We start from the raw sequence: 501 nt of genomic DNA, 5'->3' as shown, positions 1-501 counted from the left end.
CCGGCGGCGGCGTCCTCTATTCGCAGGCTTCGGGCGAACTGGCCAAGCTTGTGCAGGGCGCCGGCATTCCCGTCTGCGAGACGCAGGGCGGCAAGTCTTCGCTCCCCGATGACCATCCGCTCAACATGGCTGCGGTCGGCGTCACCGGCACGTCCGCCGCCAACCGGCTGGCCGAGGAGGCCGATGTCGTGCTTGCCGTCGGCACCAGGCTGCAGGATTTCACCACCGGCTCATGGGCGCTGTTCAAGAATGCCGGCCGCACCATCATCGGGCTGAACACCCAAGGTTTCGATGCCGGCAAGCACTGGGCGCTGCCGCTGGTCGCCGACGCGGCCGAAGGGCTGGCGGAACTGTCCGCTGCCTTGAAGGGCTGGAAGGGGCCGTCCGCCTGGACCGACAATGCGCTAAAGGGCAAGACGGAGTGGCAGGCTGCCGCCGCCAAGGTCACGGCCTCGACCAATGCCGCCTATCCATCCGACGCGCAGGTGATCGGCGCCGTGC

At 68.5% G+C, this 501-nt stretch carries 1 pseudogene; it reads left to right on the top strand.

The features are described from left to right. Nucleotides 1-501: pseudogene (locus EOA24_RS40610) on the top strand (3D-(3,5/4)-trihydroxycyclohexane-1,2-dione acylhydrolase (decyclizing)); the annotation flags it as partial.

The sequence above is a fragment of the Mesorhizobium sp. M2A.F.Ca.ET.039.01.1.1 genome (assembly GCF_003998035.1).
Lineage (GTDB): Bacteria > Pseudomonadota > Alphaproteobacteria > Rhizobiales > Rhizobiaceae > Mesorhizobium.
The sequence above is the reverse complement of the archived record's forward strand: the minus strand, read 5'-3'. Positions and strand labels throughout refer to the sequence as shown.